Origin of the sequence: Pelosinus sp. UFO1, assembly GCF_000725345.1 — a bacterium.
Taxonomy (GTDB): domain Bacteria; phylum Bacillota; class Negativicutes; order DSM-13327; family DSM-13327; genus Pelosinus.
In genome coordinates this window covers 4392461-4416659 of record NZ_CP008852.1, presented here as the reverse complement: position 1 = coordinate 4416659, position 24199 = coordinate 4392461, and the positions used below count along the sequence as shown (strand labels likewise).

Below are 24199 nucleotides of genomic sequence, written 5' to 3'. Positions count from 1 at the left end.
GTTTATGATGATAAATAAAGAATTTTGGAATGGGAAAAAAGTATTTATTACTGGGCATACGGGTTTTAAAGGCTCTTGGCTATCGCTGTGGCTTAGTTCCCTGGGAGCAATCGTTACAGGTTATGCTCTTATGCCACCAACACGGCCTAGTTTGTTTGAACTATGTAATATTGATCAATTAATCACTTCGGTGATTGGGGATGTACGTGATAGTGAAAAACTACTGCAAGTTATGCAGGAAACACAACCTGAGGTAGTTATTCATATGGCAGCCCAGCCATTAGTGCGTGATTCCTATAAAAATCCAGTCGATACCTATGCTATTAATGTAATGGGGACAGTTAATGTATTAGAAGCGGTACGTCATTGCCCTAGTGTCAAGGGCGTTGTAAATGTGACGACGGACAAATGCTATGAAAATAAAGAATGGATTTGGGGTTACCGAGAAAATGAACCAATGGGCGGTTATGACCCTTATTCAAATAGTAAAGCCTGTTCAGAGCTTGTTACGTCATCCTACCGAAATTCTTTCTTCAATCCCAGTGATTATGCGAAACATGGTGTAGCGGTAGCTACGGCTAGAGCTGGTAATGTAATTGGTGGTGGGGACTGGGCGGCAGATCGTCTGATACCTGATTGCATCAATGCTCTGTTAAATAATAAAAAAGTCATGATTCGTAATCCAAATTCTATTAGACCTTGGCAACATGTTTTAGAGCCACTTAGCGGGTATTTACTGCTAGCGCAAGGACTCTATGAAAAGGGGGTATGCTTTGCTGAAGGTTGGAATTTTGGCCCAGATGACAATGATGCCAAACCAGTAGATTGGATTGTAAAAAAAATATGCGAGCAGTGGGGGCAGAATGCTACTTATGAAGTAGATGGTGGTGTACATCCTCATGAAGCACATTATTTAAAACTAGATTGTTCAAAGGCGAAAATGAGGCTGAATTGGCAACCCAAGTGGAACTTAGAGTATACATTAGAGAGCATTATCTACTGGGTACAAGCTTATAATAAAAAAGCTGATATGCGTAGTATCTGTTTACAACAAATAGATGATTATATGAATCATAATAATGAGGTAGTGAAATGGATAATAACTTAGAAATAGAAAAAAAGTTAAAACAACAGGCGATCGAAGCTGCGGTAAAATATTATGAAGTGAGACATAAAAAAGAACAAAAATTTACGCCAGGTGATAGAATTTCTTATGGTGGTCGAGTTTTTGACGAAAAAGAAATTATTAATTTAATAGATTCTTCTTTAGATTTTTGGCTTACTACCGGGAAGTATGCAGAAAAATTTGAAAAAGACTTTGCGGAATTCTTAGGTGTGAAACATTGTTCCTTGACCAATTCAGGTTCGTCAGCCAACCTTCTAGCGTTTATGGCACTGACCTCTCATAAACTTGGTGATCGCAGAATCAGAAAAGGTGATGAAGTCATCACCGTAGCTGCTGCATTCCCGACTACGGTTGCACCGATTATTCAATATGGAGCCATTCCAGTATTTGTTGATGTGACATTACCAACATACAACATTGATGTTACTAAACTGGAAACCGCATTATCCGAAAAAACCAAGGCTGTCATGATTGCTCACACCTTGGGTAATCCCTTTGATTTACAGTTTGTAAGAGATTTTTGTGATAAATATGATTTATGGCTCATTGAAGATAATTGTGATGCGTTAGGTACTAAATATATGTATAATGGCGAATGGAAAAACTCTGGTACAATTGGGCATATAGGTACATCTAGTTTTTATCCCCCGCATCATATGACCATGGGGGAAGGTGGAGCTGTATATACAAATGATACGCAACTTAAGCGGCTCGTAGAATCATTCCGTGATTGGGGACGTGATTGCTGGTGTCCATCTGGCAAAGATGATACCTGTAAAAATCGTTTTACCCAACAATTTGGTGAATTACCACAAGGTTATGACCATAAATATGTGTATTCTCATTTAGGATATAATCTAAAAGTGACAGATATGCAAGCTGCCATAGGTTGCGCACAAATGGAAAAAATGCCTGCGTTCATCGAAGCACGCCGTAAGAATTGGCAGATGATTCGTGATGGTTTAGCTGATTTACAAGATATATTATTATTGCCAGAACCTACAAAAAACTCACAACCAAGCTGGTTTGGATTTTTGATAACAGTAAAAGAAGATGCTGCCTTTACTCGTGATGAAATAGTAGGTTATTTAGAGAAAAATGGTGTGCAAACTAGAATGCTATTTGCTGGAAATTTACTTAAACATCCTTGCTTTGATGAGATGAGGAAAATTGGTGAAGGTTATCGGGTGGCTGGTGAACTTACAAATACCGATATTATCATGAATCAGACTTTTTGGATTGGGGTTTATCCAGGGATGAATGATGATATGGTTGAATACATGATAAATACTATTAAAAATGCTATTAAAAATGTTTAATGAGAGCATTACTACTTTAATTAAGCAATTTGTTAATTTTGGGATTGTTGGCGTATCGAATACTGCTATTTATCTTGCGGTATATTATGTATTGCTATTTTATAATGTAAATTATATTATAGCGTATAGTGTGAGTTTTGTAGTTAGCGTTCTAAATGCATATTATTGGAATAATAAATATGTTTTTAAAAAGAATGCAAAAGGGCATATAAAGCCATTAATTAAAACATTTTGCGCTTATGGTAGCACATTTATTTTAAGTATAGGATTGTTGATTTTAATGGTAGATTATATGAATATTTCAAAAAAAATTGTACCAATAATTAATTTAGTAATAACTATACCATTAAATTTTCTGCTTAATAAATTGTGGGCGTTTAAGTAAAAATTTAAGGAGTACATGCATGAAATTAAGCGATTATATTGTGTCATTTCTAGTAGAAAAGAAGATAACAGATGTATTTGGTTATCCTGGTGGAATGGTAACGCATTTAATGGATTCTTTCGATAAATATAATGATGAAATTTCCGCTCATGTTGCTTATCATGAACAAGGCGCTGCTTTTTGCGCTTGTGGTTATGCTCAAATATCAAATTTACCTGGAGTTGCATATGCTACCAGCGGTCCAGGAGCAACAAATTTAATTACTGGAATTGCCAATGCATATTTTGATTCTATTCCTTGCATTTTTATTACGGGACAAGTTAATACTTATGAATCAAAAGGATGTTTGGAAGTTCGGCAAAAAGGGTTTCAGGAAATGGATGTTGTTAGTGTAGTAAAGAGCATAACCAAATATGCGGTAAAAGTTACACGGGCAGATGATATACGGTATGAATTAGAAAAAGCTTTTTTTATTAGCATGAGTAATAGACCCGGACCAGTACTAATAGACATTCCTATGAATATCCAAAGAGCAGAAATTCATCCTGAAGCATTAGTTGGATATAGTCATAGTGATAATTGTATTTGCGCTTTGGGTTCGATTAAAGATGTAATTTTTAATGCCTTGGTACAAGCAAAAAGACCGATTATTATTGCGGGTGCGGGTATTAGTAGCTCAGGTTCTAAAAAGGAGTTTCAAGAGTTAATTAATCAGTTACATATACCTGTGGTTACTAGCATGATTGGTATTGATTGTTTGCCTTATGAATCATCCTATAATTTTGGCTTTATAGGTGCATATGGGCATCGTTATGCTAATTTTACTATTGCTAAAAGCGATTTAATTATATCAATTGGTTCTAGACTTGATTGTAGGCAAACAGGTTCTAATAGAAATATTTTTGCCGAAGGTGCTAAAATAATTCGTATTGATATTGATGCAGGTGAAACTACTAATGGAATAAAGGAAGACGATATAGTATTACTATGTGATATAAAAGAACTTATTCCAGCGATTTTAGAAGATTCCCGTTTTCAATTTGCTAGTAGATACGAACATTGGCTAAATCAGTGTAGAGAATTAAAAGACAAACTAATATGTATTGATAATGAGCCAGCAAACGCAATTGTACGTGAAATAAGTAAGTATGTTCCTGATGATGTTGTTATAACTACTGATGTAGGGCAAAATCAGGTATGGGTAGCTCAAGATTTCGAAGTGAAAGAGAATCAACGTGTTTTGTTTTCAGGCGGGCACGGTGCTATGGGATATTCGCTTCCCGCAGCGATTGGTGCATATTATGCAAGTGGTAGACCTGTTATTTGCTTTAATGGTGATGGTGGTCTACAAATGAATATTCAAGAATTACAATTTATAGCAAGAGAAAGTATTCCTATAAAAATTGTATTAATGAATAATCATTCACTTGGTATGATAAGGCACTTTCAAGAAATGTACTTTGATTCTAATTCAGTGCAGACTATCGCTGATAAAGGATATACAGTTCCTGATTTTAATAAGGTTGCTGAAGCATATGGTATCGATACCTATACGATTCATAATATGAATGAAATACGGCAGTTAGAAGAAAACTTCAAAAGTGCTTCACCAGCATTCATTCATATTATTTGTAGTGATAAAACCTATGTATATCCTAAGCTTGCTATGAATAAACCAATTCACGATCAAGAACCATTGATGGACAGAGTCTTATTTAATAAGCTGATAAGTGCTGAATGAGGTGAGTATGAAAAATGTCATTATCACTGGAGCCACTAGTTTTTTAGGGATTTATTTAACTAATGAGTTGCTTTGTCGTGGTTGTAAAGTTACTGCTGTAGTTAGAAAGGATTCTAATAATTTAGATAAATTACCTAAACATGGTAATTTATCTATTGTATTATCTAATCTATTCGATAGAGATTATATAAAAAAGATAGTTAACAATAAAAAATTTGATATATTTTATCATTTAGCGTGGGGGGGAACTCGTGCCCCACAGCGTGATGATAGGTTATTACAGGATAGTAATTATGAGGCTACTATAAATGCCTTAAAATTAGCAATTGAACTAGGTTGCAGCACCTTTATAGGCACAGGATCACAAGCTGAATATGGAATATGTATGGGGAAAATTTCTGAGAATTATCCTATGCATCCCGTTACTGAATATGGTAAGGCTAAGTTAAGGGCATGCCAGGATTCTATGAAGCTAGCGATACAAAATGATCTAAATTTTATTTGGACCCGTATTTTTAGCCTTTATGGTGACAATGACTATTCTGGAACATTAATAATGTCTAGTTTAAAAAAAATGTTAAACAATGAGCCAATACTACTAACAGAGTGTATACAAAATTGGGATTTCCTTCACGTAAAAGATGCAGTCAGTGCATTGATAATGCTTGGGGAAAAGAAATGTGATTTAGGTATATATAATCTTGCTAGTGGCTCATCTAGACCGCTGAAAGAATTTGTCTTGCAAATGAAGAAAATAACTAATAGTACAAGTGAGTTAAATTTTGGAGCGGTTTCTTATGGAAGGGAAGGAATTATTAGTTTTGAACCTGTGGTAGATAAATTAAAAAGAACTATTCCATGGCAGCCTATAATCCAATTAGATGATGGTATTCAAGAAATTTTAAAAAACATGAAACAAAGGGAAAAAAATGAAAACTATTAGTATATTAATTCCTACATACAATGAACAGGATAATGTTGTACCTTTAAGTGAAGCGATTATAGAACAATTCAATAAAATGTTGCCGGCCTATAAATATGAAATTATTTTTATTGATAATTGTTCCCATGACAATACTAGGGCACTTATTAGAAATTTATGCAACCAAAATAGCAATATTAAAGCCATTTTTAATGCTAAAAACTTTGGACAATTTAATTCTCCGTTCTATGGACTTTGTCAAACGAATGGTGATTGTACTATTTTAATTTGTGCAGATTTTCAAGATCCAGTGGAAATGATTCCGAAATTTGTTCATGAATGGGAGAAGGGGTACAAAATCGTTTGTGGTATCAAGACAGCAAGTAAAGAAAATGGACTTATGTATTTTCTGCGCTCTTGTTACTATAAGACGATTAAAAAGATGTCTGATATAGAACAGATAGAACACTTTACTGGGTTTGGACTGTATGATAATAGTTTTATTCAAGTTCTCAGGGAGCTAAATGATCCAACCCCTTTTCTTCGGGGAATTATAGCAGAATTTGGTGCTAAACGTAAGGATATTCCCTATGAGCAGGCCAAAAGGCGAGCTGGGAAGACAAGCAATAATTGGTATAAACTCTATGATGCTGCTATGCTCAGTTTTACTTCCTATACTAAAATAGGTTTACGAATTGCAACTATTATTGGTTTTATATTTGCATTAATCAACATGCTAATAGCCATTATGTATTTAATTATGAAGCTTATCTATTGGGATACATTTTCTTTGGGAACAGCACCAATCCTTATAGGCATATTTTTCATTGGTTCAGTTCAATTATTTTTTATTGGTTTACTTAGTGAGTATATATTAACAATGAATGTACGGATCATGAAACGCCCATTAGTAGTTGAAGAAGATAGGATAAATTTTACGGATGATAAACATGATAGTAAGTTGAACTAAATGATATTCTGCTATACCAAGAAAAACGAAGGAAATGAGAGTTGCTAGGGAGGGGAGAAGATAATTAAGATGTTACAAAAAGATATGAAAAATATCTGTATTATTATTATCATTTATACAATTACTCATGGACTAATGCTTTTTAACCATGGGTTATATTGGGATGATTGGCCTTGGTATAAGATGGATACGCAATTGAGATTTGATGCAATTTCTCAATTAGGGGCCCCATGGTTAGCGTACTTCCAAAGTTACCTTTTTTCTTTTGATAATATGTTAATCGTTCGATATATTGTATTTTTCTCGTTTTTATTGGCGGCATTATTTTTATATATAATCTTAAAGACAATTAAAGAAATCGATCCACAGCAAAGACTACTCATAGTTATATTTTTTGCCATTTTTCCGTGCAATAGTTTAAGAATCGCAATGTGCGTATCGCAATATGCTGTTGCCTATTGCTTGTTTTTTTGTGGCTTGTGGATTTTATCAAGATATTTAAAAACCAGAAAATTGTCTTTGAGAATATTGTCTTTACTTCTATTTTTTATTAGCTTTACGACGAATTCTTTTTTAGTATTTTACGCATTAGCAATTCTATATATTATATATATTGAAAAGCCTGATATTATTAATTATAAAATATGCTTAAAACTAAGTTATAAATATCTAGATTTCTTACTTAATCCTTTAGTATTTTATATTATAAAGATTTATGTTTTCCCTGCTCATGGTCTTTATGCAGGATATAATAGTATAATAATTAGTCGTGTTTTAACATCACCTATAAAAGCTATAAATGTATTTTATCATTCTGTTATTAGAATTATTGATAAAGCAATTAATATATATATTTCATCGCCTACAACAATTATTCTGCTAACGTTATCAATCCTTTTAGTATATGGTATTCTTAGTAAGAGAAGTAACTCAAAATACATTTTATGTAAAAAACCATTAGTATTTGGCTTTTTTTGTTTTTATCTAGCTGCGTTCCCATACTTAGCAGTAGGAAATCCCATTGATTGGAATTTCTTAGATAGTAGAAATCAATTATTGCTGCCTTTAGGAATTAGTATAATAATTGTATATGGGGTACAGTGGCTAACTAATCATAATCCTTTGATTAATTACAAATCTAAGATCAAAAGTATAATATATTCTGTTCTCATTATTCTGTGCATTTCGATAAATATCGCCACTTATATTTCTTTTCAAAAAGATTGGTATAAACAGGTTTCATTAATTGATAATATAAAAAATAATAATATTATTATAAATAATACTACATTTCTATTTAAAGATAATTTAGTTCAATTAAATGCATTTAGCAGAGAATATTGGTTATACGAATATACAGGTTTTTTCAAAGAAGCATTTGGTGATGAAAAGCGTTTTGGAAGTAACTTCGAGGCGTATTATGCAGGTGATGTGGTAGCTAGAGGGGAACATCGGCATCGCCCTCTATATCTATTAGGTGACTATCAGACTGAACCCCCTCAATACTTAATTAATATAGAGGAAGGTAACTTTAAACTATCAACTAGAAATATGTTTCAACTTATGTACTATGAGATGTTAGATTCACCGAAATATTATAATACTATTAAAGATATTCTTGTATTACGTGTTCAAAAGTTATAAATAGTTTGATTTTTAGAGCGATTAATTGATACTGAAAAACTGTTGAAATTAGCGAATTGTTTTAAAATAATGGCTATAGGGAGTATTTGTTACACAAAGCAAATAATTGAAAAATCTGGTTGGTAGGGCAACCAATACGTTCTACATAGAAACACTGTTATGAGTATATTATTGAATAATAAAATAGGTTAGGAGTATTGTGAAAATAATGATTGCTGAAACAGCCCGTATATATTCGGATAAATTAGGAGAAAATCTTGAAATTCGAGACTATGCTATTGTTTATCAAAATGTTGAATTAGGTAATAACGTGCTTGTTGGTGAACACTCGGTAGTGGGCCGTATTCCCACTGCAACAGCTACTATGGTCAAACAACTTCCGAATATTGCTCCAACAGTAATTGAGAAAGAGACTACACTATGTGCAAACGTCATTGTGTATACGAATGTCAGTATTGGCAAGGATTGTTTGATTGGTGATAATTCATCCATTTTTACCGATGTTCAAATAGGAGATAAAGTTTTGATTAGTCGCAATGTTACTGTTAATTCAGAAACTACTATTGGCAATCATACTCGTATCATGGATAATTCACATATCACTGGTAGAACTAAAATTGGTTCCCATGTATTTATAAGTGCTGGCGTACTTACGGCAAATGATAGCTTTTTTGGTAAATTTGGTTTTAGTGAAGAATATCGTGGGCCAACCATTGAAGATTACGTGTCAATTGGTGTAGGGGCGATTATTTTGCCTGATGTAACAATAGGGAAAGGCAGTATTGTGGCTGCGGGCAGTGTTGTAAATATGGATATACCACCAGGTGTTATGTGTGCAGGAAACCCTGCGAAAATTATGCGTAAAGTTCCTAAGTATTTAGCCCGTGGATAACTAGAAACATCGCTATAGATTTTAAAATGGAGGTTTGTAAATATGGATAAATTTTTAGAAGTCTTGGCTGAGGTATTGGATACAGAGGCTCAATTTACTATGGATACTGTATTAAAAACTATTGAAGAATGGGATTCATTAAGCGTTGTGAGTTTTGCTGCTATGGCAGATATTGAATATGGGAAAAAATTAGTTGCGTCAGATATCAAAAAAGCACAAACAGTAAAAGATCTATATAATCTAGTAGCTGTTGAATAGGAGAATAATGGTGGAAGTTACGTTTAATTTTACTGGTAAACGATTCGTAGTTACTGGGGCGTCTTCTGGCATGGGAAGGCAGATTGCGAAAGAGCTAGCGTTAGCAGGAGCAGATGTCCTTGCTATTGCTAGGCGCTTACCTGAACTTGAACAGCTACAAGCTGAATTCCCAAAGCATATTACTATAGCTAGTGCGGATGTTACTGACTATAGTGCTATCGAGCAAGTTGTTAGTACTTTTGTACAAGAAAAAGGTAAACTAAATGGTAGTGTCCATGCTGCTGGTATTTTAACATTTACGCCCTTACGGGCATTTGATGAGGTACAGGCTAAAAAGGTGATGGATATCAGCTTTTGGGCAGGAATAAACTTATTGAAATTAATAACGAAAAAGAAATACTCTATGGACTCAACCTCGCATGTACAGTTTTCTTCTGTGAGCGCATCTAGAGGTCAAAAGGGCTTAAGTGCATATAGTGCAACTAAAGCTGCTATTCATGCTGGCGTACGTTCAGTTGCGAAGGAACTCGCTGATCGTGGACATAGGCTTAATGTGGTTAGTCCAGGATGGGTAAATACGGATATGACTAAGGATACGTTAACAAATGATACAATAGTGAATGAACATTTATTGGGAATTGGCACCCCTGAAGACGTATCTGGTATGGTATTATTTTTATTGAGTAATCGTGCACGATGGATTACTGGCGCTGATTTTGTAGTGGATGGCGGATATTTAGCCTGAAATCTTTAAGAGGTATGGTGTGAAGTAATGAGTTTAAAAGCGTATATAAAAGCAATTGCCAGTTATTTACCTGAGAAAATAGAACAAAATGATAAATCAAAACGACTTACGAAAAAGACGGGTATTTACGAGCGACATATTGTAGGCGAGAATGAGTGTGCATCAGACTTAGCGTTTAACGCTGCCGAGAAGTTATTTGCACAATATAATATTTCACGTGATAGCATCGATTTTATTATTTTATGTACTCAGTCACCGGATTATTTGTTACCTACTACTGCATGCATTTTGCAAGAACGGTTAGGGTTGTCGAAAAAATGTGGAGCCTTTGATTTTAATTTAGGCTGTTCTGGATACATTTATGGCTTGTCAATAGTTAAGGGATTAATAGAAACAGGACAGGCTAGGCAAGTATTATTGCTAACAGCTGAAACTTACAGTAAACACATTCATTCAGAAGATGAGACTGTCAAACCATTGTTTGGCGACGGTGCATCTGCTACATTAATTAATGCTGAACAGACAGAAAAAGATGGAATTCACTCTTTTGTATTTGGCACAGATGGCAGCGGGGCTGAAAATTTAATCGTACCAGCAGGTGGTATGCGAAATCCGTCAATTGTTACTGAACAAGTTGAGCAAGTCGATGATAGCGGAAATAAACGTACAAACTATAATTTATATATGAATGGCAGCGAAGTAAGTAAATTTGCTTTAGAAGTAGTGCCAAGTACTGTGGATGCAATACTCAAGCAAGGTGGATTAGAAAAAGATGAGGTTGATTATTATGTATTTCACCAAGCAAATAAATTTATGCTAGATTTTTTGCAACAAAAATGTGAACTACAAGGATTGCCTTTTTGGAATTGTCCTGAAAATTGTGGTAATACTGTATCTTGCTCCATTCCATTGGCGATTGTACAATTGTTAGAACGAGGCGAATTTCAAAAACTAGATTGTGTTATGACGGTAGGTTTTGGTGTAGGGCTATCGTGGGCAGGATGTTTAGTTGATTTATCTAAAACTATGTGATTGTTGAGGTGCTACTATGGGAATAAAAGATTGTCGTATTATTGAATTACCGAAAATTTCCGATCCGCGTGGTAATCTCAGCTTTATTGAGGGCAATAGGCATATTCCCTTTGATATAAAACGGGTATATTATCTTTATGATGTTCCTGGCGGGGAAACTAGAGGTGGACATGCACATAAAGATTTGCAACAATTAATTATTGCTATGTCAGGTAGTTTTGATGTGTTGTTAGATGATGGACGAGAGAAAAAGACAATTACCCTGAATCGTAGTTATCAGGGATTATACTTACCAAAAATGATATGGAGAGAATTAGTCAACTTTTCTTCAGGGGCGGTATGTATGGTACTGGCGTCTGAGTATTATACTGAAGATGATTATTATCGAATCTATGATGACTTCTTATTGGCAGTTAGGAGGAACAAATAAATGAATGTACCATTTCTTGATCTAAAAGCACCTTATTTGGAACTGAAAACAGAGTTAGATAAAGCATACCAAAGAGTAATGACATCAGGCTGGTATATTATGGGGAATGAGCTTGAAGCTTTCGAGCAAGAATTTGCCGACTATTGTGGGGTTAAAAACTGCATTGGTGTTGGTAATGGCTTGGATGCGTTACACTTAGCTTTAAAGGCATGGGGAATTGGTGCTGGAGACGAAGTCATTGTACCTGCTAATACTTATATTGCCACATGGCTTGCAGTTACGTATACAGGGGCAAGACCTGTGCCAGTAGAGCCTAATGAGCATACCTACAATATTGATCCTCACAAAATAGAAGCAGCGATAAACAAGAATACAAAAGCAATTATTGCGGTTCATTTATATGGACAAGCTGCGGATATGCAGACAATTAATATGATTGCGAAAAAGTATGGTCTAAAAGTTTTAGAAGATGCAGCTCAGGCCCATGGTGCTAGATGCCATGGAAAACAAGTTGGTGGCTTAGGTGATGCTGCAGGATTTAGTTTTTATCCAGGGAAAAATCTTGGGGCATTAGGAGATGGTGGAGCAGTTACCACAAATGACGACGATCTGGCAGATAAAGTGAGAATCCTACGTAATTATGGGTCAAAAGTAAAATATCAAAATGAAGAAATTGGATTTAATTCACGCCTTGACGAGTTGCAGGCGGCGCTGCTGAGAGTGAAATTGAGACATATTAATGAATGGAATGGTCGTAGGGTACAGATAGCAAAAAAATATTTGGCTGAGTTAGCTAATACGGAATTAATTTTACCTACGGTTCCTGATTGGGCAGAACCAGTATGGCATCTGTTTGTTATCCGAAGTAAGCAACGTGATTATTTACAGAGAGAACTCGCTGATAAAGGTATCAATACTTTAATTCATTATCCGATTCCTCCGCATCTTTCTGGAGCCTATAAAGAATACAATTGGCAGGTAGGGGATTTCCCTATTAGTGAAGTCTTAGCTCATGAAGTTTTGAGCCTCCCTATGGGACCACACCTGACAAATGAGCAGGTCATGTATGCAATTGAAAAGCTCAAATGTTTTTAAGGAAGCTAGGGGAGAGAGGCGTTTTATTTGTGTAAATTACCACTTGTTAGTGTACTTGTTCCTGCATATAACCACGAAAGATATATTGAGGAATGCTTAAACAGCATTATACATGATGACTACCCTAATAAAGAAATAATCATTTTCGATGATGGGTCTTCCGATAATTCAATTAGCATTGTTAATGCTTGGATAAATAAGAATGAAGCTAATTTTCCAGGACGGATATTTTTTAAAACTTGTCAGAATAAAGGGGTAACGAAAACGCTAAATGAGATGATTAAAGAGGCATGTGGAGAGTTTATTACTCTCGTTGCTAGTGATGATTATTTACTTCCAGACGGAATTAGTAAGAGAGTTGATTACTTACTAAAGCATACAGATCTATTAGCTGTTTTCGCAGATTGCCTGGTTGTTGATCAACAAGGAAACGTACTTTCACAAAGTGGAGTAAGTGAATACCATAAAGGGAGAAAGAAGTACCTAAAAGATCAATATCTCCTAAAATATGAATTGATTTTTCGGTGGTGTGTTCCTGGTCCTGTATTTTTGGCCCGTAGAAAAGTATATGAAGAAGTTGGATATTATGACGAAAGATTAATCGTTGAGGATTGGGACTTTTATTTGCGATTGTCAAAAAGTAATTTGCTCGGTTTTCTGGACGCTACGGTGGCATGTTATCGAATACATAGTACAAACACGAGTATAGGCACGAGTAACAAATCAGAAAAATACAAAAATTCCATGCTAATAACGATGAAGAAAAACATGGAAGGTCTTAATGCAGTACAATATATGAGACTATGGGCAGAAATGACAATGACGCTACATTCAGCAACAAGATATCATTTAACTTATCGTATTGCCAAATTAGCTGATTGGATAGCAAAGAACTCATATAAACTCATATGTAAAGTTCGCTTTATAAATTGTTGGATAAGAGGTACTTGAGTGAGAGATTTTTCATAGAAAGAGCAGATAGTCATGGGGTACCTGCGAGGCAGTGAAACAAGTTGAATTTTGATCCCCGTGGAATTCACGGTTTTCTATAAAATATACTTGGATAGGATGAGTGATGATGAAGATCCTTATAGTAGGCGCAAATGGTCAACTTGGCAGAGAATGCAAGCGTCAATTTCAAGAAAAATATGAACTGTTTTTATATGATTCAGATTCATTAAATATTACTAACATTGATGCTGTTAGTTGTGCAATTGCCAAAGTAAAACCAGACGTTGTAATCAATGCGGCAGCTTATACCAATGTAGAAAAAGCAGAAGAAGATATTGATAATGCATTCAAAGTAAATGCAACGGGTGCTGAAAATCTAGCGCTAATCTGCAAAAAGTATGATAGTAAATTTATACATATTAGCACAGATTATGTCTTTGACGGAACGAAAGATAGACCTTATGAAGAATTTGATACCCACAATCCACTGTCAGTTTATGGCAGAAGCAAATCATGTGGTGAAAAATTAATTGAACAAGTTGGCGGCAAATATTTTATATTGCGTACATCATGGTTATATGGCGATGGAAATAATTTTGTGCGTACTATGCTGCGATTATCTAAGGAGAAAAGTGAAATAGCGGTGGTGGGAGATCAATACGGTACACCCACTTATACCAAAGATTTATGCTCGGTTATTGAGAAACTAATGTATACTGAGTTCTATGGTATCTACCATGCTTCTAATGAGGGGAGTTGTAGTTGGTGTGAGTTTGCCAAAGAAATTATGAGAGTTGCAAGCCGTAAGACTACAATTAAATCCTTAACTACAGCAGAATATCCAGTGAAGGCTAAACGTCCGATGTATTCTGTAATGGAAAATCGGCTTCTAAAACTTCGAGGCATAAATCGAATGAGGCCTTGGCAGGACGCTTTGGAGGATTACTTGGAAAGTAGTTGTGAGTAACTTTAATAAAAAAATAAAATGCCCAAGGGAGAGAAGATGGGATGAATACGATACTCGTTACAGGTGGCGCCGGCTTTATCGGCAGTAACTTTGTACATATGGCAATAGCCCAAGGAAAAAAGGTTATTAATTTGGATAGTCTTACTTACGCTGGGAATTTAGAATCTTTGCAAACCATTGTAGATAATCCTAACTATACCTTCATTCAAGGAGATATTGGTGATAGTTTATTGTTAGATAAGGTATTATTAGAACATCACCCGGATGCGATTATTAACTTTGCAGCAGAATCACATGTCGATCGTTCGATTGAAGGCCCTGCTGCGTTTATTCAAACGAATATTGTCGGAACCTTCACTTTGTTAGAAGCAGTAAAGAAGTATTGGCTGAGCATGACCGACGTAGACAAAGCAAAGTTTCGTTTTCTTCATATATCAACAGATGAAGTATTCGGTTCGTTAGGTGCTGAAGGATATTTTACGGAAGAAACATCCTATGCCCCCAATTCACCATATTCTGCTTCAAAAGCATCTTCTGATCATCTGGTGAGAGCCTATCATCATACCTATGGCCTTCCTACGTTAACAACCAATTGTTCCAATAATTACGGTCCGTATCAGTTCCCAGAAAAATTAATTCCTTTAATGATTTTAAATGCATTAGCTGGTAAACTATTGCCTATCTATGGAGATGGGATGAATGTACGGGATTGGCTATATGTAGAAGATCATTGCAGTGCTATTTTAACTGTATTGGAAAAAGGTAGGATTGGTGAGACCTATAATATCGGTGGGCATAATGAAAAGTCTAATTTAGAGATTGTACATAAGATTTGCGATTTATTAGATAAGGAGAAACCAAAAGATAATGGTAAGTCTTATCGTGACCAAATTACTTTTGTCACAGACCGCCCAGGGCATGACCGTCGTTATGCAATTGATGCAACTAAGATTAAAAATGAACTTGGTTGGGTGCCAGCAGAAACCTTTGAAAGTGGCATAGAGAAGACAATAAAATGGTATTTGAGTAATTCCGCGTGGTGTCTTCATGTATGTGATGGTAGTTATCGTGGGGAAAGATTAGGTCTTATTTCCGAGGAGAAACAATAATGGGGATTACAAAGGGAATTATCTTAGCTGGTGGTTCTGGTACCAGACTATATCCGCTGACGAAAGTAGTAAGCAAGCAGTTAATGCCCATTTATGATAAGCCTATGATTTATTATCCATTGTGTACCTTACTATTAGCTGGAATCAAAGAAATTCTAATTATAACGACCCCCCAGGATCAACCGTTTTTTCAAGCAATGCTCAGAGATGGTAGTCAATGGGGAATTAACTTAAGTTATGCAGTTCAACCTAGTCCTGATGGATTAGCACAGGCCTTTATTATTGGACGGCATTTTATTGGTAATGATGGTTGTGCATTGGTACTAGGTGACAATATCTTTTATGGACATGGTTTGACAGAGAGCTTAAGGCGTGCTGCCAGTTATGAACAAGGTGCTACTACTTTTGCTTATTGGGTAAAAGATCCTGAACGTTATGGTGTAGTAGATTTTGATGATCAAAATCGGGCAATTAGCATTGAGGAGAAACCTAGTAATCCAAAATCCAATTATGCAGTTACAGGACTATATTTTTATGATAATCAAGTAGTAGATATTGCTGCTAATTTAAAACCATCCCTACGTGGTGAGTTAGAAATTACGGATGTAAATAGAGCATATTTAGAAAAAAATAGTTTGCGAGTAGAGACCTTAGGCCGTGGTTTCGCCTGGCTCGACACAGGGACACACGATTCATTATTGCAGGCGGCCAATTATATTGAAACCATACAACAAAGGCAAGGCCTAATGATTGCTTGCCCGGAGGAGATTGCTTATCGCATGGGATTGATAGATAATGAGCAATTGTTTCAGTTAGCAGATCCTCTTAGAAAGAACGAATATGGTCAATATTTATTAAATATTCTACAAGGCGGCGTAAAATAATGAATGTAATAGATACAAAGCTACAAGGCGTAGTCATTATTGAACCAAAAGTATTTGGTGATAATCGTGGTTTTTTCATGGAAACGTGGAATAAGGAAAAGTATGAACAAGCAGGCCTACCATATAATTTCGTGCAAGATAACTTATCTTTTTCAACGAAAGGGGTACTGCGCGGTTTGCATTTTCAAAATCCGAATCCTCAGGGGAAGCTCGTCTATGTTTTACAAGGAGAGGTATTCGACGTCGCAGTGGATATTCGTCTAGGATCACCTACCTTTGGTCAATGGGAAGGTGTCATTCTTTCTAGTGAGAATAGAAAACAGTTCTATGTTCCTGAAGGATTTGCTCACGGTTTTTGCGTAGTGAGTGAAACGGCACTATTTGCGTATAAATGTACTGATAAATATAATCCACAAGCTGAGAAAGGGATTATATGGAATGATCCTGATATTGGGATAAAATGGCCGATTGCCGAACCTATCTTATCTGAAAAAGATAATGTCAATTTGCGGTTACGGGATATAGTAGGGTAGTGATCTTTACAATGGGAAAAATATGGCGTTGGTTAGTCGTCCTAGCTGTTATTTTCATTATTTATTTTCTATCCGATATTCCTAATCTTCATTTAATCCGAGAAGAACACTTTCCTTTATGGTTGAAATTGTTGAGTACTAAATATACTGTCAGGCTTGGCAAAGAGGGTTATTACTCCTATATGTTATCACTCCATCCCGATTTTATCCTACACAAAATAGGCCATATTATAGTCTTCGGTACATTAGGGACTAGCATCTATTGGGCTACCAAATTTTCGGTAACATGGGCAGTCGTCTTAACCACTATAGTCGCTACTTTTGATGAGTGGCACCAATCTTTCGTACTAGGCCGCAGCAGCCGTTTTGGCGATGTAGTCCTTGATACGTTAGCCGCGATCGTATTTATAGTGATAGTAAGGGCTCTTAGAAAATAATAATAAAATAATCTGCGCCCTCTGTGTCCCTGTAGTTCGAAAGGTTCTTAGTGACCCTTATCGTTAGCACAGCTTAGTCAAAACGTGACATATCAATTTTATAAAAAGCAGCTCTAAATAATTGTCGTGGCAATCATCTGCCACGACAATTACTTTTCATGCAATTTTGAACTGAAGTATAAGCTATGTCAATTGTGGCAGTATTTTGATATAATGTTACAAAATAGCCTAAGGAGTATTCAAAATGTTTGATTTACATAGTCACATTATTCCAGGCATTGATGATGGCGCCAAAGATATGGAAATGTCGCTGGCAATGTTACAAATTGCTGTGGATAATGGAACAAAAGGAATTGTTGCGACTCCTCATGTCATAGAAGGCGAATGGTTGCCTAGTTGGGATAGAATTCTTACTGATTGTGATACATTGCAAAAAGAAGTGCAAAAATTAGGAATAGAAATCCCCATATATCCTGGAGGGGAGGTCGCCATACACATTGATATCCTAGAAAAGTTAAAAGGACCAGGTGCATATTGTATTAATAGTGGACGGTATATGCTAGTGGAATTGCCTGCAACCCACATTCCAAACTTTACAGATGAATTCTTTTTCACACTTCAGGCCCGAGGCATAACCCCAATTCTGGCCCATCCAGAGCGCCATCCAGAATTGGCAAAAAAGCCAGAGATTCTTGGAGAGTGGATCAATCGTGGCGTATTGGCTCAAGTGAATGGGACAAGTATTACGGGCCGTATGGGAGAACGTGTGATGAAAATGGCTGAATTGTTCATTACAAATGGTATGGTCCATGTTTTGGGATCGGATGCCCATCGTATACATAACCGCAATACGAAATTGACGACTGCCGTGACCAGGATGGTCGAACTAATTGGCAAAGAGGCAACGGAGAAGATTATTAAACTGAATGCAGACCATATACTTCACAGTCGAGAAGTAAACATAAAAGAAGTTGGCGAAATTAAGTATCCTACAAAAAATAAGAGCGTTATAAAATGGCTATCTAAATTATGGAAATAAAAAAATGTAAAAATATTCCATTTAAATTCGTTTTAAATTGCTAGTATATTTTTATATAAAAAGTCTAAATTTATGTAACCTTGAAATATAAAGGCATATTTTGTAGAAATACAAAGAAACTATTTTCTTTACATAGAAGAGATAGGACCTTTATACTAGTTTTATAGTTAATTCGGACTATAAAATAGTAAAAAAGGATTGATTTCTTTGGAAAATCAGTTAGCAAAGATTAGCGAGCTAAAAGGCAAGGTAATAGCTGCCGGATATCATCAGAATCAGGTGAATGATATAATACGAGAAGTTGCTGAGAATCTGGATTTAAAGAAAATTACTTATGAACAAAGCTGTGAGTTAATCGAAAGCTTGCAATTTTATTGTGACTTTGCTGAAAAATGCAAAAAGGGTAATTGTAGGAAATGATGCCCACAATTACCCTAAATTTGTAAAAATAAAATGTAATTCACTTTAAAAATTGGAATAAATAGTAAAAATATATTTACTATAACAAAGTTATGCAGTATAATATAAAAGGATTTTGCATAGTAATAAAATATCTAGAAGGTGATATAAATGAAGAGACAACTTAAAATTGACGAAACATTAGTATCACATTTAATAAAAAAGACCTTTACAGAAGGTCTTTCTGTATTTTATGGAAATAAATACAGAAAGATTTGGGATTTTTTGTAAAATGGAATTTGTAGCTTATTATTGGCAGATTTTATTACGATATAACATAGGAAATAAACAATATACTTGGGAGGTTTTTTAGTGAAGCGTGTCATTCGGTTACTAGTCTTAGCTGCATTCGTAATACTTATTGCGGTACCTACAGCTTGGGCAGAAGAATATCGTCTAGGACCAAACGATGTTCTTACGATTGGGGTATGGGGTTATGAAGAGTTACAAGTAAAAGAAGTTGCCATCAGACCAGATGGCAAACTTGCATTTCCTCTTGTTGGAGAAGTACAAGCCTTAGGGCTTTCCACAGGAGAATTGACAGATGTGCTTACAAAAGGTCTTAGCAATTATGTTAAAGATCCTAAGGTAAGTATCAATATTGCGAAACTTCGTACGACTCGGGTTTATGTTTTGGGTGAGGTAGTTAGACCTGGTATGTATGAATTGGAAAAACAACATAATCTGCTAGATGCCATCGGCGTAGCAGGAGGTTATACCAAAAATGCTGCGAAAAAAAAGGTGCTAATTCTGCGCAAAGACCAAATGGGCAATCCGATTAAAGCAAATTTGGTGAACTTTTTAACAAAAGGTGATTTGACCCAGAACTATGCCCTTAATGAGGGCGATGTAGTGTATCTATCTGATAGCGGCAAAATTAATTTTGCTAGTGATATTCTCCCATGGGTATCAGCGACCTATCAAATTATGAGAGTCAACGATTAAATAACAGTGGTTAATAATCGTCTTGGAGGAAATATAGCGTGGAAGAAACAACAATCGATTTAAAAGATATTATCAAAACGATCAAAAAACGTCGTGGAATGATTATCAAAGTATTCTTGGGTATGGTAACCCTTGCTGTAATTATAAGTTTTCTGATCCCACCAACTTATGAAGCCGAAACCAATTTGCGGATTAAACAACCCAAAGGTCTTGCTAATTCCTTACTCGGGGATTTGCCCATGGGAAATATGGGGGCTACCAAGCAGTTGATGTCAACCTATGCGGAAATACTCAAAAGCCGTACGGTTGTTCAAGCAGTGATTGACAAAGTCTTTGCGGATGAAAAAGATGAAGAAAAGATTCCTAATTATGATCAAATGTTGAAGCGTATTACAACTCAACCAGTTAAGGACACAGAGATACTAAAGATTAAAGTAACAGGAAGATCTCCCGACGAGGCAGAGTTATTGGCCAACACGTTAGTAGACACATTTAATGAACGAATGACGTATTTAGTTCGCTCTGAACAAACCACAATCCGAGAATTTATCGGTGAACGGCTAAAAGAGTCAAAAAAAGAACTTGAGCAGTCCGAAGCGGTATTAGAAAAATATAAGCGGGAGCAAAAGATCGTTGCCCCAGAAGCGGAAACAAAAGCTATGGTAGATAAGTATGCAGATATTGATAAACTAGCAGCAGAAAATACAGTAGCGATGGCAGCGGCCCAGGCAAAATTAGGTGCTTCCCAGCAACAACTAAACAAAGAAAAACCAGGTTTTGTTGCTGATAGTCCTCTAATTCAGCAATACAAATTGAATTTAGCAGAACTAGAAGTGAAGTTAGTAAGTTTATCTTCTAGGTATACAGAAAAGCATCCAGAAGTGATTGCAACGCGTGCAGCAATTACGGAGACCAACGGGCGGTTAAGTAGTGAAATCTCCCGTGTCATAAGTAAAGATGCAGCATCTATGAATCCGATTCATCAAGGTTTGCTACAGATTCAAATTGAATCAGAAGCTGAAATTGCAGCTCGTTCAGCACAAAGCCAAGCGATAAAAGGTATCATTAACAGTAGTGAACAAGAGTTAAGTAAGCTTCCAGGAAAGGAACTAGGCTTGGCGAAAGTGATGCGAGATGCGGCTGTCAATCAAGAAATTTACATAATGCTCGCCAAACGTCATGAAGAAGCTCGAATTAGTGAAGTCATGGAACCGACGGATGTGCAGGTTATTGATAAAGCAGATTCTCCAGAAAAGCCAATAAGTCCTAAGAAAACACTAAATGTAATTATTGCTGCTATTTTGGGCCTATTTATTGGAACAGGGCTTGCTTTCCTCTTAGAGTACATGAATAAAACGGTAAGAACTGCGGATGATGTTGAACAGTACCTTGACCTTCCTGTTTTAGGAAGCATTCCAGATTTCAATAGTAAAGTAACGATTGAGGAAAAAATAGGAATATGGTCAAAAATAAAACAAATAGCGGGGGCTAATAGCAAAGTGGGAGGAGAAAGATGACTACGACACGTAAACTGATTGTACACGAAGATGCAAAATCTCCCGTTGCCGAGGCATATCGGACACTGAGAACCAATATCCAGTTTTCGAAAACGGATGGTGAATTAAAGTCCATTATGTTTACCAGCACAGGTCCCGGAGAAGGAAAGTCAACTACCACCGCCAATACAGCCGTAGCCTTGGCGCAGTCGGGAAAACAAGTCATTCTTGTTGATTGTGACTTAAGAAAACCTGTACAACATAAGATTTTTGGCAAGAAAAATCGTGGACTAACCAATATATTGGTAGAGGAAGTTATGGCAGATACTTATATCCAAGATACGCAGGTGGAAAATCTGAGACTTCTGTCAAGCGGACCTATTCCGCCGAATCCATCTGAGTTGCTAGGTTCTATTAAAATGTTGGAGTTAATTGATTATCTTAAAAACCAGGCAGATTATGTTATTATTGATGCTCCACCAGTGATTGCTGTTACGGATGCATCTGTATTGGCATCGAGAGTCGATGGGGTTACCTTGGTCATTAATTCAGGCTTCGTTCGTCCTGAAATGGCACAAAAAGCGAAAGATTTACTGGTAAAAGCTAACGGACATTTACTGGGAGTTATCTTGAATCGGGTAGAGATTGAAGAAGAACATGCTTATTACTATTATTATTATGGTAGCGACAGTAAGAAGATCGCGAAATAAAGCGAGATATAACGGTACCTTTATCTTGCCACAATCGCCTTAGTTTATATAATATACATGTTTATTTTGTTTTCCCTTTGACGAGTCCTATAATTATTGGTTCTAATTCACTATAAATTGGGAAAACATGTTTATTACTACTGCTATTGTGGCAATGATATAAAAACTACAAAGTAAAAAATGGAGTGTAGAAAATGCGGCGTAAATTAATTTCAATTGCATTATTAATAATCGATATGATCATAGTTGCAACAGTACCCTTTATAGCTTTGATCATTCGTTTTGAGGGAAACGTAGACTTTCATTACTATAGTATGCTATTGAACTATATGCCAGCAATTATCATAGTCAGATTAAGCACATTTTATGCTTTAGGTCTATACAACCGTTTGTGGCGTTATGCTAGTATTAACGAGTTATTAACCATCTGTAGCGCAGTGACTGTTAGTTCCCTAATTCTGTTTGCCTATATGTATACGACGGGTTCAAAGCTACCAAGAAGTGTACATATTTTGAGTTGGTTTTTTAATATTGGCTTTATTGGCCTCAGTCGGCTAGTTGTTCGGATTATGCATTACCTGCGGCAAAAGCGTACAAAGCAGTCAGCTAAGGTTTTAATTATTGGTGCTGGTGATGCTGGGGCAATGATAGCAAGGGAAATAAATCACCGTTATTATGATACGAAAAGGCTTATTGGATTTATTGATGATGACCAATACAAGAATAAACAGCAATTGTTTGGTGCTGCAGTACTAGGAAACAGATATAATATAAAAAACATCGTCATAGAAAAGCAAATCGATGAAATTATTATTGCCATGCCATCAGCTGGTGGTGGTGCTATTCGGGAAATTATCCATGAATGCAAACAAACTAAATGCATACTGAAGATTTTGCCTGGTATGTATGAGCTTATTGATGGCGATGTTACCATTCAACAATTAAGGAATGTAGAAGTAGAAGACTTATTAGGAAGAGATCCTGTTAAATTGGACGTGGAACAAATTGCAGGTTATCTAAAAGGTAAACGAGTATTAGTTACTGGTGCAGGTGGGTCTATCGGTTCTGAACTTTGTCGCCAAATAGCTAAAATATCACCAAGTTCTCTAACTTTATTAGGAAAAGGTGAAAATAGTATCTATGAGATTAATAGTGAACTACGAGAAAAGTTCAGTAAACTTGACATAGAACCAATAATTGCCGATGTTCGCGATAAAGAACGAATTCACTCTATCTTTTCCCAAGTAAAACCTCAAGTTGTGTTCCATGCAGCAGCTCACAAACATGTACCACTAATGGAATCTCAGCCTATGGAGGCTGTACGTAATAATATATTTGGCACAAAAACTGTCGCGGAAGCAGCAGATGAATTTGGGGCGGAAGCCTTTGTTATGATTTCAACAGATAAGGCAGTCAATCCCACTAGTGTTATGGGAGCGACGAAACGTGTAGCAGAACTTATTATTCAAAATCTAAGTAAAAGAAGTAATACCAAATTCGTTGCTGTACGATTTGGCAATGTTCTTGGTAGTCGTGGTAGTGTGATACCCTTATTCAAAAAACAAATAGCTAAGGGTGGTCCCATCACTATTACTCATCCTGATATGCAACGTTATTTTATGACAATTCCCGAAGCCTCTCAGCTAGTTCTTCAAGCAGGAGCTATTGCCAAAGGTGGCGAGGTTTTTGTCCTTGATATGGGGGAACCAGTCAAAATAATAGATATGGCCTGTGATTTAATTGAACTTTCGGGACTTGTGCCACATGAGGATATAAAAATAAAATTTAGTGGATTAAGACCAGGGGAAAAACTATTCGAAGAACTTTTGACAGCAGAAGAAGGTACTGCTTCAACTAAACATCAAAAGATTTTTGTAGCAAATCTAAAGGTAGTAGATGAGAAGAAACTGTATCAAGGGCTTGTAAATTTGGAATCAATTAAGCACTCAGATGAGGTAATTGAGGCACTTAAAACATTATTACCAACTTACCAAAATCCTAAAGAAAAGAACTGTTACATAGACGAGAAGATTAGTGTTAAGAATCATCCGGTGGATCATATAGTGCATATTCAAACGGTACCCGATTTGAGCTGAGGGATAATGAGCCT

The 24199-nt window shown here is 36.0% G+C and carries 25 protein-coding genes; all 25 read left to right on the top strand.

Annotated features, from left to right (window positions below):
• Positions 1-4 precede the first annotated feature (4 nt).
• On the top strand, positions 5-1108 hold the full coding sequence (rfbG, locus tag UFO1_RS20795; RefSeq protein WP_038673916.1) for a CDP-glucose 4,6-dehydratase: 1104 nt from the start codon (positions 5-7) through the stop codon (positions 1106-1108).
• Positions 1093-2445 (top strand): lipopolysaccharide biosynthesis protein RfbH, encoded by a 1353-nt coding sequence (gene rfbH / locus UFO1_RS20790; RefSeq protein ID WP_038673915.1) that lies wholly within the window; start codon positions 1093-1095, stop codon positions 2443-2445. Before rfbG ends, rfbH begins: the two co-directional genes overlap by 16 nt.
• The gene (locus tag UFO1_RS26265) at positions 2426-2830 is read left to right on the top strand and encodes a GtrA family protein (protein ID WP_051789042.1); all 405 of its coding nucleotides are present in this window, start codon (positions 2426-2428) and stop codon (positions 2828-2830) included. Before rfbH ends, UFO1_RS26265 begins: the two co-directional genes overlap by 20 nt.
• Before the next feature lie 19 nt (positions 2831-2849).
• Complete coding sequence (locus UFO1_RS20780; protein WP_038673914.1) at positions 2850-4571, top strand: thiamine pyrophosphate-binding protein; 1722 nt, start codon at positions 2850-2852, stop codon at positions 4569-4571.
• Between the two features lie 7 nt (positions 4572-4578).
• Complete coding sequence (locus UFO1_RS20775) at positions 4579-5514, top strand: NAD(P)-dependent oxidoreductase (RefSeq protein WP_038673913.1); 936 nt, start codon at positions 4579-4581, stop codon at positions 5512-5514.
• Positions 5501-6463, top strand: coding sequence for a glycosyltransferase family 2 protein (locus UFO1_RS20770; RefSeq protein WP_038673912.1), 963 nt, complete (start codon positions 5501-5503; stop codon positions 6461-6463). The genes UFO1_RS20775 and UFO1_RS20770 overlap by 14 nt, the downstream gene beginning before the upstream one ends.
• A 69-nt stretch (positions 6464-6532) precedes the next feature.
• Positions 6533-8107 (top strand): hypothetical protein, encoded by a 1575-nt coding sequence (locus UFO1_RS20765; RefSeq protein ID WP_038673911.1) that lies wholly within the window; start codon positions 6533-6535, stop codon positions 8105-8107.
• 208 nt (positions 8108-8315) lie between these two features.
• Positions 8316-8999: an acyltransferase gene (locus UFO1_RS20760; RefSeq protein ID WP_051789041.1), complete on the top strand. Its 684-nt coding sequence runs from the start codon at positions 8316-8318 to the stop codon at positions 8997-8999.
• 42 nt (positions 9000-9041) lie between these two features.
• Positions 9042-9257, top strand: coding sequence for a hypothetical protein (locus tag UFO1_RS20755; protein ID WP_038673910.1), 216 nt, complete (start codon positions 9042-9044; stop codon positions 9255-9257).
• A gap of 7 nt (positions 9258-9264) precedes the next feature.
• Positions 9265-10002, top strand: coding sequence for an SDR family NAD(P)-dependent oxidoreductase (locus UFO1_RS20750; protein WP_038673909.1), 738 nt, complete (start codon positions 9265-9267; stop codon positions 10000-10002).
• A gap of 27 nt (positions 10003-10029) precedes the next feature.
• Positions 10030-11034, top strand: coding sequence for a ketoacyl-ACP synthase III (locus UFO1_RS20745; protein WP_038673908.1), 1005 nt, complete (start codon positions 10030-10032; stop codon positions 11032-11034).
• A gap of 16 nt (positions 11035-11050) precedes the next feature.
• On the top strand, positions 11051-11464 hold the full coding sequence (locus tag UFO1_RS25505; RefSeq protein ID WP_038673907.1) for an FdtA/QdtA family cupin domain-containing protein: 414 nt from the start codon (positions 11051-11053) through the stop codon (positions 11462-11464).
• Complete coding sequence (locus UFO1_RS20735; RefSeq protein ID WP_038673906.1) at positions 11465-12559, top strand: DegT/DnrJ/EryC1/StrS aminotransferase family protein; 1095 nt, start codon at positions 11465-11467, stop codon at positions 12557-12559.
• 27 nt (positions 12560-12586) lie between these two features.
• Positions 12587-13510 carry a glycosyltransferase gene (locus UFO1_RS20730; protein WP_051789040.1) on the top strand — a complete coding sequence of 308 codons (924 nt, stop codon included), beginning with the start codon at positions 12587-12589 and terminating at the stop codon, positions 13508-13510.
• A gap of 124 nt (positions 13511-13634) precedes the next feature.
• The gene (gene rfbD / locus UFO1_RS20725; protein WP_236639269.1) at positions 13635-14477 is read left to right on the top strand and encodes a dTDP-4-dehydrorhamnose reductase; all 843 of its coding nucleotides are present in this window, start codon (positions 13635-13637) and stop codon (positions 14475-14477) included.
• 41 nt (positions 14478-14518) lie between these two features.
• Positions 14519-15586, top strand: a complete 1068-nt coding sequence (gene rfbB, locus UFO1_RS20720; protein WP_038673904.1) for a dTDP-glucose 4,6-dehydratase — start codon at positions 14519-14521, stop codon at positions 15584-15586.
• Positions 15586-16470, top strand: a complete 885-nt coding sequence (gene rfbA, locus UFO1_RS20715; RefSeq protein WP_038673903.1) for a glucose-1-phosphate thymidylyltransferase RfbA — start codon at positions 15586-15588, stop codon at positions 16468-16470. Before rfbB ends, rfbA begins: the two co-directional genes overlap by 1 nt.
• Positions 16470-17003: a dTDP-4-dehydrorhamnose 3,5-epimerase gene (gene rfbC, locus UFO1_RS20710; protein WP_038673902.1), complete on the top strand. Its 534-nt coding sequence runs from the start codon at positions 16470-16472 to the stop codon at positions 17001-17003. Before rfbA ends, rfbC begins: the two co-directional genes overlap by 1 nt.
• An 11-nt stretch (positions 17004-17014) precedes the next feature.
• Positions 17015-17440, top strand: a complete 426-nt coding sequence (locus UFO1_RS20705; protein WP_144390909.1) for a VanZ family protein — start codon at positions 17015-17017, stop codon at positions 17438-17440.
• A gap of 244 nt (positions 17441-17684) precedes the next feature.
• Positions 17685-18479, top strand: coding sequence for a tyrosine-protein phosphatase (locus tag UFO1_RS20700; protein ID WP_051789039.1), 795 nt, complete (start codon positions 17685-17687; stop codon positions 18477-18479).
• A 207-nt stretch (positions 18480-18686) separates the two neighbouring features.
• A complete protein-coding gene (locus tag UFO1_RS20695; RefSeq protein ID WP_038673900.1) occupies positions 18687-18899 on the top strand; it encodes a hypothetical protein in 213 nt (70 codons plus the stop codon).
• Positions 18900-19250: 351 nt separating this feature from the next.
• Positions 19251-19883, top strand: coding sequence for a polysaccharide biosynthesis/export family protein (locus UFO1_RS20690; RefSeq protein WP_051789038.1), 633 nt, complete (start codon positions 19251-19253; stop codon positions 19881-19883).
• Positions 19884-19921: 38 nt separating this feature from the next.
• On the top strand, positions 19922-21400 hold the full coding sequence (locus UFO1_RS20685) for a GumC family protein (RefSeq protein ID WP_051789037.1): 1479 nt from the start codon (positions 19922-19924) through the stop codon (positions 21398-21400).
• Positions 21397-22089, top strand: a complete 693-nt coding sequence (locus UFO1_RS20680) for a CpsD/CapB family tyrosine-protein kinase (protein ID WP_038673898.1) — start codon at positions 21397-21399, stop codon at positions 22087-22089. Before UFO1_RS20685 ends, UFO1_RS20680 begins: the two co-directional genes overlap by 4 nt.
• A 194-nt stretch (positions 22090-22283) precedes the next feature.
• The gene (locus UFO1_RS20675; RefSeq protein WP_038673897.1) at positions 22284-24185 is read left to right on the top strand and encodes a nucleoside-diphosphate sugar epimerase/dehydratase; all 1902 of its coding nucleotides are present in this window, start codon (positions 22284-22286) and stop codon (positions 24183-24185) included.
• Positions 24186-24199: the final 14 nt, after the last annotated feature.

What these genes read in the sequence shown, in the direction of transcription:
- rfbB (WP_038673904.1), top strand. Translation starts at nt 14,519, where the DNA reads ATGAATACGATACTCGTTACAGGTGGCGCCGGCTTTATCGGCAGTAAC.
- rfbH (WP_038673915.1), top strand. Translation starts at nt 1,093, where the DNA reads ATGGATAATAACTTAGAAATAGAAAAAAAGTTAAAACAACAGGCGATC.
- UFO1_RS20765 (WP_038673911.1), top strand. Translation starts at nt 6,533, where the DNA reads ATGTTACAAAAAGATATGAAAAATATCTGTATTATTATTATCATTTAT.
- UFO1_RS20775 (WP_038673913.1), top strand. Translation starts at nt 4,579, where the DNA reads ATGAAAAATGTCATTATCACTGGAGCCACTAGTTTTTTAGGGATTTAT.
- rfbG (WP_038673916.1), top strand. Translation starts at nt 5, where the DNA reads ATGATGATAAATAAAGAATTTTGGAATGGGAAAAAAGTATTTATTACT.
- UFO1_RS20745 (WP_038673908.1), top strand. Translation starts at nt 10,030, where the DNA reads ATGAGTTTAAAAGCGTATATAAAAGCAATTGCCAGTTATTTACCTGAG.
- UFO1_RS26265 (WP_051789042.1), top strand. Translation starts at nt 2,426, where the DNA reads ATGCTATTAAAAATGTTTAATGAGAGCATTACTACTTTAATTAAGCAA.
- UFO1_RS20755 (WP_038673910.1), top strand. Translation starts at nt 9,042, where the DNA reads ATGGATAAATTTTTAGAAGTCTTGGCTGAGGTATTGGATACAGAGGCT.
- UFO1_RS20760 (WP_051789041.1), top strand. Translation starts at nt 8,316, where the DNA reads ATGATTGCTGAAACAGCCCGTATATATTCGGATAAATTAGGAGAAAAT.
- UFO1_RS20735 (WP_038673906.1), top strand. Translation starts at nt 11,465, where the DNA reads ATGAATGTACCATTTCTTGATCTAAAAGCACCTTATTTGGAACTGAAA.
- UFO1_RS20675 (WP_038673897.1), top strand. Translation starts at nt 22,284, where the DNA reads ATGCGGCGTAAATTAATTTCAATTGCATTATTAATAATCGATATGATC.
- UFO1_RS20770 (WP_038673912.1), top strand. Translation starts at nt 5,501, where the DNA reads ATGAAAACTATTAGTATATTAATTCCTACATACAATGAACAGGATAAT.
- rfbA (WP_038673903.1), top strand. Translation starts at nt 15,586, where the DNA reads ATGGGGATTACAAAGGGAATTATCTTAGCTGGTGGTTCTGGTACCAGA.
- UFO1_RS25505 (WP_038673907.1), top strand. Translation starts at nt 11,051, where the DNA reads ATGGGAATAAAAGATTGTCGTATTATTGAATTACCGAAAATTTCCGAT.
- UFO1_RS20750 (WP_038673909.1), top strand. Translation starts at nt 9,265, where the DNA reads ATGGTGGAAGTTACGTTTAATTTTACTGGTAAACGATTCGTAGTTACT.
- UFO1_RS20680 (WP_038673898.1), top strand. Translation starts at nt 21,397, where the DNA reads ATGACTACGACACGTAAACTGATTGTACACGAAGATGCAAAATCTCCC.
- rfbC (WP_038673902.1), top strand. Translation starts at nt 16,470, where the DNA reads ATGAATGTAATAGATACAAAGCTACAAGGCGTAGTCATTATTGAACCA.
- UFO1_RS20705 (WP_144390909.1), top strand. Translation starts at nt 17,015, where the DNA reads ATGGGAAAAATATGGCGTTGGTTAGTCGTCCTAGCTGTTATTTTCATT.
- rfbD (WP_236639269.1), top strand. Translation starts at nt 13,635, where the DNA reads ATGATGAAGATCCTTATAGTAGGCGCAAATGGTCAACTTGGCAGAGAA.
- UFO1_RS20780 (WP_038673914.1), top strand. Translation starts at nt 2,850, where the DNA reads ATGAAATTAAGCGATTATATTGTGTCATTTCTAGTAGAAAAGAAGATA.
- UFO1_RS20700 (WP_051789039.1), top strand. Translation starts at nt 17,685, where the DNA reads ATGTTTGATTTACATAGTCACATTATTCCAGGCATTGATGATGGCGCC.